Source organism: Sulfitobacter sp. HI0129, assembly GCF_001635395.1.
Classification (GTDB): Bacteria; Pseudomonadota; Alphaproteobacteria; order Rhodobacterales; family Rhodobacteraceae; genus Sulfitobacter.
Genome location: NZ_LWGH01000249.1, coordinates 1 through 6535 on the forward strand (window position 1 = coordinate 1; position 6535 = coordinate 6535).

General features: G+C 65.6%; 6 protein-coding genes. 2 read left to right on the top strand and 4 right to left on the bottom strand.

Annotated features, from left to right (window positions below; all coding sequences use genetic code 11):
* The 3 genes from A3764_RS04575 to A3764_RS04585 form a co-directional block, all read right to left on the bottom strand.
* Positions 1 to 1800, bottom strand: a 1800-nt coding sequence (locus A3764_RS04575) for a glycosyltransferase family 2 protein (RefSeq protein WP_067951253.1), incomplete at its 3' end; no start/stop codon positions are given.
* A gap of 1 nt (position 1801) precedes the next feature.
* Entirely contained in the window at positions 1802 to 2440 is a 639-nt protein-coding gene (locus tag A3764_RS04580) for a sulfotransferase (protein WP_067928716.1), read from the bottom strand.
* Entirely contained in the window at positions 2437 to 3477 is a 1041-nt protein-coding gene (locus tag A3764_RS04585; RefSeq protein WP_067928714.1) for a glycosyltransferase family 2 protein, read from the bottom strand. The genes A3764_RS04580 and A3764_RS04585 overlap by 4 nt, the downstream gene beginning before the upstream one ends.
* Positions 3478 to 3709: 232 nt before the next feature.
* Here A3764_RS04585 and A3764_RS04590 point away from each other — a divergent pair, with 232 nt between their 5' ends.
* Both A3764_RS04590 and A3764_RS04595 read left to right on the top strand, forming a co-directional pair.
* Positions 3710 to 4618 carry an AAA family ATPase gene (locus A3764_RS04590; protein WP_067928711.1) on the top strand — a complete coding sequence of 303 codons (909 nt, stop codon included), beginning with the start codon at positions 3710 to 3712 and terminating at the stop codon, positions 4616 to 4618.
* Positions 4619 to 4683: 65 nt separating this feature from the next.
* Positions 4684 to 5937 carry a vWA domain-containing protein gene (locus tag A3764_RS04595; protein WP_067928708.1) on the top strand — a complete coding sequence of 418 codons (1254 nt, stop codon included), beginning with the start codon at positions 4684 to 4686 and terminating at the stop codon, positions 5935 to 5937.
* Positions 5938 to 5948: 11 nt separating this feature from the next.
* Here A3764_RS04595 and A3764_RS04600 read toward each other — a convergent pair.
* Positions 5949 to 6535 (bottom strand): AIR synthase-related protein (locus A3764_RS04600; protein WP_236628017.1); only part of this gene is annotated, 587 nt, incomplete at its 5' end.

Here is a 6535-nt window from a genome sequence, read left to right on the forward strand (position 1 = left end):
GGCCTTCGTGATGTCCTTGCCCGAACCGTTGACCCATTTGACCCGGTCCGCGAAATCCTCCCGCAGCTTGTTGGGCCGGTGGCAGGAAATCTTTTCATAGGCCCCGATGTTGCGGAACATCGTCTTGAACCCCCAGACGGTATGGGGCTTGGGGCAGAACTTCGGCGCACAGGATTCAAATTGATCGATGACGAAATCGTCGTTCAACTCGGTCACCCCGTCATGGCCGAAAAGCCGCCAAGTCATCGCGATATTCGTGGCATCCGGCACGGCGGCGAAGAGTGCTTCCAGCGTGCCATCGCCGGTGCGTACGTTCATGAATTCATCCACGTCGATGTGAATGATCCACTCCGCGTTGCGGATGACCGGCTCCTTCAGGGATTGGTTCAACGCATGCTGCTGGGGCGAATTGCCTTTCCAGTCATCGTTGTTGCGGTGCTGCAGGACGCCCATTTCCTGCAGCCTGTCCAGCAGTTCGGATGTCCCGTCTTCGCAGCCGTTGGTGTAGATCAGGAAGTTATCCACCCCGATGGCCCGGTGATAGGCCACCCATTCGACGATATAGGGTGCTTCGTTCTTCATGCAGCCCACGATCACGTTGCCCGTGCTGTCCCCGGGCAGGTTGCGCGGAGGGGCGGGCGGATAGGGGGCGGCGCTATCCTCTTCGTTCACCGCGCCCAGGTCGTTGTGGGGGCGGATCGTGCCGGCCATGACGTCATCGTATTTGCCGCGTACGACCTCCCGCAATTGCCGCGTCGCCTCCGCCTGCGCGGCGTCGAGGCCCTCGGGCGACAGCAGCCTGTCGAATGTCTCCTGCGCATCGCGTGCCTTGGCAGCGGTTTCGCGCAACTCGACAATCGGCGTGGCATGTTTGCGGATGCGGAAATGAAACGCCGTCAGGTATTGCGTGGCGCGGAAGCCAAAGAGGGGGTCCGCTTCCTGCCAGTCGGGCGCGACCGAGGGCGGGCGCAAGGCTTCGGCCAGCGCCGGACAGGCTGCGATGAGCTTTGCGTTCTCCGCCTCGAAATAGCGAGCCAGCGGTGAAAGCGCACCGGGGTCAAGCGGCGGTGCGGCGACCGCCATGTCATCCAGCATGCTGCGCCACAGGTCCTGCGGCACGATGGCGCGCGTGACCTCCATGTAGCGGGTCAGAACCCCGTTGAAGAGACGCGCGCGCGTCAATGTCGCTGCCGACGGTGGGGATTCTTCAGGGTCCTCTGCGGGGCAGAGGGTGATTGATCCCGCCCCAAAAACATCGGCCCAGAGGGAGTGCAGACGTGTGTAATCCAGCCAGAAGGGCGGGGCCTGCGTGTCGGTCATGGGTCCAGCCTTGGAACGCGCTTCATATGAAAGCGCCGCGTCCCACCACTGCGGCTGCGCCAACAACGAAAGCTCGGTCTCGAGAGACGACAGCCGCCCCGCCATCACCTGCGCGGCATAGTGCTGGGCCAGAGCGCGGGACTGGTGCTGCAGCGGCATCTGGATCGTGACATCGCGCCCGACGCGGTCCAGCAGTGCTTTCAGCCGGGCGATCTCCTCCGGCAGGCAAAGCGCGCGGGCGAGGGTGGGCACGGAAAGGGCCACGCCTTCCGCCCCGGCCTGCGCCGCCAATGCTTCCATCTGCCCTGCGATTTCATCCGCCAATGCCGCCTGCGCGGTCGGGGTCGTGATGCCCGCCTGTAGCTGTTCGGCATCCGCCCGGGCCAGATCCCGGCAGGCCCAGATCAGCCTGTCGCCCGGGAAAGGCGCCGCCGTTTCACCAGAATGACGGCCCGGCCCGATATCGAGTGTAAAGCGCATGTCAGCCGGCCTCCCGCTCGGGCGCGGGGCGGCGCGCGTTGGCACGCCCCCACCACGGCATCTCGATCCCGAGGAACCCGCCCAGCTTCACCCGAATCTCCGGGTCCGCCGGATCGTACTCCATGAAGTTGCCCTTGCCCGCGAAGACGCGCCTGCAAAAGGCATGATGCCCCTCGATCCAGCGCATGAGGTCGGAGACGGAGCCGCCAAACCCGCGCGGCAATCCGGGCACATCGTTGTCGGGCAGGCGTTTTTCGCCAAGGTTGCCCCAGTTCATCATGCTGCGGGCCGTGGCCTCGGGATCCCGGCGCGACAGCACGAACCGCACGCCCGGATGGTGCCGCTCAAGCGCGTCAATCAGGCCGAAATCCGTCTGCGGCCAGAAGTTGTTGTCGGGCCGCAGCGCGTTCATCTCTGTCACGGCGTCGAACTCCTTCAACCGGGCCAGCGGATCGCCGGTTTCGAAATAATCGCGGTAGAAGATCTGGCCTACCAGTTTGCCCTTGATATCGTCCCGCTTGGTCTGGCGGTCATGTATGCGCCAGTCGGCCACGTGCAGACCGGCCCGGCGCAGGGCGCGCGACAGCGTCGTGGTGCCGGTTTTTGGCAGGCCGAGGTTGATGACCCGTAAACGGCTCATGCCAGACCGAGTTCGGCGATCAGCGCTGCTTCCGCCGGGGGGTAGGGGCTTGCGTTTTGCAGCTGGCGGCGCATGGCACGGTAGCTTTCCTGCTCCATCAGGGCCTGAAGCCGCGCCCGATGCGCCGCTACCGCCTGCTCGTGAAGCTCTGCCACACCCTCCAGCGCCTTGAGCGCGTCGATCTCTGCCCGCAGCGCATTCATATGGCGCAGGATGGATGGATCGTGAAACGCCGCGTCGTTGCGCTCGCGCCAATAGGTGTCATCGAAGGCGCGGTGTTCGCGGTTCACATCGCCCCGGTCGTTCTTGACCAGATAGCTGTCCAACGAGCGCAGCGCATAGTGGTTGAGCGTGGCGAAGTCGCGCGCGCCCTTGGCCGGAAACGCGCGAATGCGGCGCTTGTTCACACGGCGGCGGAAGGCACGCGGGACGGTCCGGCCCGAACCGTCCGTCCAGACGGGCCGGTCCCGGCGCGGCATCCCGTCGTCGTCATGAAAGGGGCGATGCGCGCCAAAATACTTCAGCGGAAAATCCTGCCGCACGAGGGTCTTGACCTCGATCGCCGTATGCCCGCCCCAGACATCCGGATTGTGACTGTGCAGGAACTGCCCGATCACCGGGGCGTCCTCATAATGCTCGACACCGCCGTTGGCGAAGAACTGGAAGGTGACCGAAATCGCCTGCGGATCGCCGCAGGCCCTGATCAGCGCAGGGATCGTGTGATCGCCCACATGGATGTTCAGAAATTCGTCCACATCGGCAATCCAGACCCAATCGGCCCCCTTGACGAGAGGATGTCGGCGCGCGGCCTTCAGGGCCTGCATCTGCAGGCTGCGGTTCTTCGCCGGATCCGCGGGGTTGGGCAGATGCGTGACGATCCCGTGATCCTGCAGGCGGTCCAGCATCCGGTCGGTCGCATCGGTGCAGTCGTTCGAGTAGAACAGAAAGTCCGTCACGCCGATCAGCCGGTTGTAGGCGATCCATTCCAGCAGGAACGGCCCCTCGTTCTTGACGCAGGTCACAGCCGTCACGTGCATCTCAGCCGGACCCCCGCGCCGACGCGCTGCCTGATGTCTTACTCATGTCCGCCTCCGGGGGGTGTGGGTCCCATGGCCCGCACCTTGTTCTTTTGCTGCCGGAATATGCCAGCGGGGGCGAATCGCGTCAATCGACACCCGCCTTTGGTCGAGGTTGCGTGACATATCCGCATGTGGCCGCTTGACCTGAGGGGGCAGGGATGCACCCTTGCCCGGAACCAAAGGAGCGCCCATGAAAGACATCTCCTCCATCGATGCCGTGCAGGACATGCTGGCGGGGCAGGGCTACGTCTGCGACCGCGCGCTGGGCACCGTCGTTTTCCTGTCTCTCAGACTGGGGCGGCCGCTCTTCCTCGAAGGGGAGGCCGGCGTCGGCAAGACCGAGATCGCCAAGGCGCTCGCCGCGGGGCTGGGCCGCAGGCTGATCCGGCTGCAATGCTACGAAGGCCTCGATGCCGGGTCTGCCGTCTACGAATGGAATTTCCCCGCCCAGATGGTGGCCATCCGCACGGCGGAAGCCACGGGCGCTGCCGACCGCGCGGCGCTCAACGCCGAGCTTTTTTCCGAAGATTTTCTCATCGAACGCCCCCTTTTGCAGGCCCTGCGCCCCGATGCTTCGGGCCCGCCCGTGCTGCTCATCGATGAGCTGGACCGCACCGATGCCCCGTTCGAGGCGTTCCTGCTGGAGGCGCTGGGCGATTTTCAGGTCACGATCCCGGAACTCGGCACCATCGCCGCGCCCGAACCGCCCATCGTTGTGCTCACCTCCAACCGCACCCGCGAAGTTCACGACGCGCTCAAGCGCCGGTGCCTCTACCACTGGGTGGACTACCCCGGTTTCGACCGGGAGATGGAGATCCTCTCGGCCCGTGCGCCCGAAGCGGCGGAGGCACTCAGCCGCGAGGTCGTGGCCTTCGTCCAGCGGTTGCGGACGGAGGATCTGTTCAAGAAACCCGGCGTTGCCGAAACCATCGACTGGGCGAAATGCCTGCTAGCGCTGGATGTTGTGAGCCTCAGCCCCGAGGTCATCGCCGATACCCTTGGCGCGATCCTCAAATATCAGGATGACATCGCGAAGCTGCATGGCTCCGAAGCCAAGCGGATCCTCGATCAGGCCCGTGCCAGCCTGGAACCGGCCTGATGCTTCCAAATGGCATGAAATCCTCGGGGGTCCGGGGGCAGACGGCCCCCGGGCGCTGACCGCGCATGGAAGGCAAGCAACTCGAGCTGCCCGATGACCCCAAGCTTGCGGGCAATATCACCCATTTCGCGCGCGCGTTGCGCCGGGCGGGGCTGCCTATCGGGCCGGGCCGGGTGATCGACGCGATCCGCGCGGTGGAGGCGGCGGGCTTCACCGAACGGCGGGATTTCTACTGGACCTTGCATGCCTGTTTCGTGAACCGCCCCGAACATGCCCGCGTCTTCGCCCAGTTGTTCCGTCTCTACTGGCGCGATCCGCGCTACCTTGAACATATGATGGCCGCCATGCTCCCCGCCATTCGCGGCGTGCAGGAGGACCGCCCGGCGCAGGCCGCGGAAAAACGCGCCGCCGAGGCCCTGCTGGACGGGGCCGAGGCCCCGCGCCCCGAAGATGAGCAAACCCCCGAAGAGGATGCGCTGATCGAGGTGGATGCAAGCCTCACGGCGTCGACCTCCGAACGTCTGCGCAGTCTCGACTTCGAACAGATGACCATCGCCGAAATGGCCGAGGCCCGGCGCATGCTTTCGCGCCTGACCCTGCCCATACGCCCGCTGCCTTCACGCCGCAGCCAGATCGCGCCGCAGGGGCGCATCGATGCCGCGCGCAGCCTGCGCGCCGCGCTGAAACGCGGGGGCGAGATGCAGAGCCTTGCGCGCAAGAAACCGCGGGAGCGCTATCCCAACCTCGTGGTGCTGTGCGATATTTCTGGGTCGATGAGCCAGTACAGCCGGACGGTCCTGCATTTCCTGCACGCGGTGGCCAATGCCCGGGGCGCGGGTTGGGCGCAGGTCCATGCCTTTACCTTCGGCACGCGCCTGACCAACATCACCCGCCACCTCGCGACGCGGGATGTCGACGCGGCGCTGGCGGCCGCCGGGGCGCAGGCACAGGACTGGGAAGGCGGCACCCGCATCGGCGCCTCCATCGAGGCCTTCAACCGCGATTGGTCCCGCCGCGTCATGGGGCAGGGCGCCGTCGTGCTTTTGATCACCGATGGCCTCGACCGCGATGCGCCCGATGATCTGGCCCGTCAGATGCAACGGCTGCAACTGACGGCCCGGCGGCTCATCTGGATCAATCCCTTGCTGCGATGGGACGGGTTCGCCCCCAAGGCGGCCGGCATCCGCGCCATGCTGCCGCATGTGGACAGTTTCCGCGCGGGTCATTCCATCGCCTCGCTGGAGGAACTGGCCGAAGCCATCTCCCGGCCCGACGACCGTGGCGAAAAGGAAAGACTGATGGCGGCGTTGGGTCCCTGAGCGCCGGTGCCTCAGTCGAAAGTCTCGGCAAAGACGGAGCGATAGGTTTCCGACAGTTCGGCCAAGGGCGCCGCCTGGTCGCCAAAGCGGACCTGATCGCCGGTGAAACGGCCCACGCTGGTCAGCGGCACCCCGGCCTCGGCAGCCGCGGACATCAGCGCCTCCGCCTCGTCGAAGGTGCAGGCAATAAGATACCGGCCCTGATCCTCGCCGAAAAGCGCAGGCGTATCGCCGTCGTCGATCTGGATGCCCACGCCCGAACGTTCCGCCAGCTCGAAAGCGGCCAGCGCCAGCCCGCCGTCGGACAGGTCGGTGCAGGCCCGGATCAACGCCCGGTTGGCGCGGATGAATTCACCCCGTTTGCGCTCCGCCTCAAGGTCGACATGGGGGGCGTCGCCCTCGATCCGGCCAAAGACACGGCAGAGCAGGGCGGATTGGCCCAGATGCGTGCCGACCTCTCCCAAAAGCAGGGCGACATGCCCCTCGCGAACATCGCAGCCGATGATCTCGTCCACGTGATCGATCAACCCCACGGCCCCGATGGTGGGCGTGGGCAGGATCGCCTGACCGTCCGTTTCGTTGTAAAGCGATACGTTGC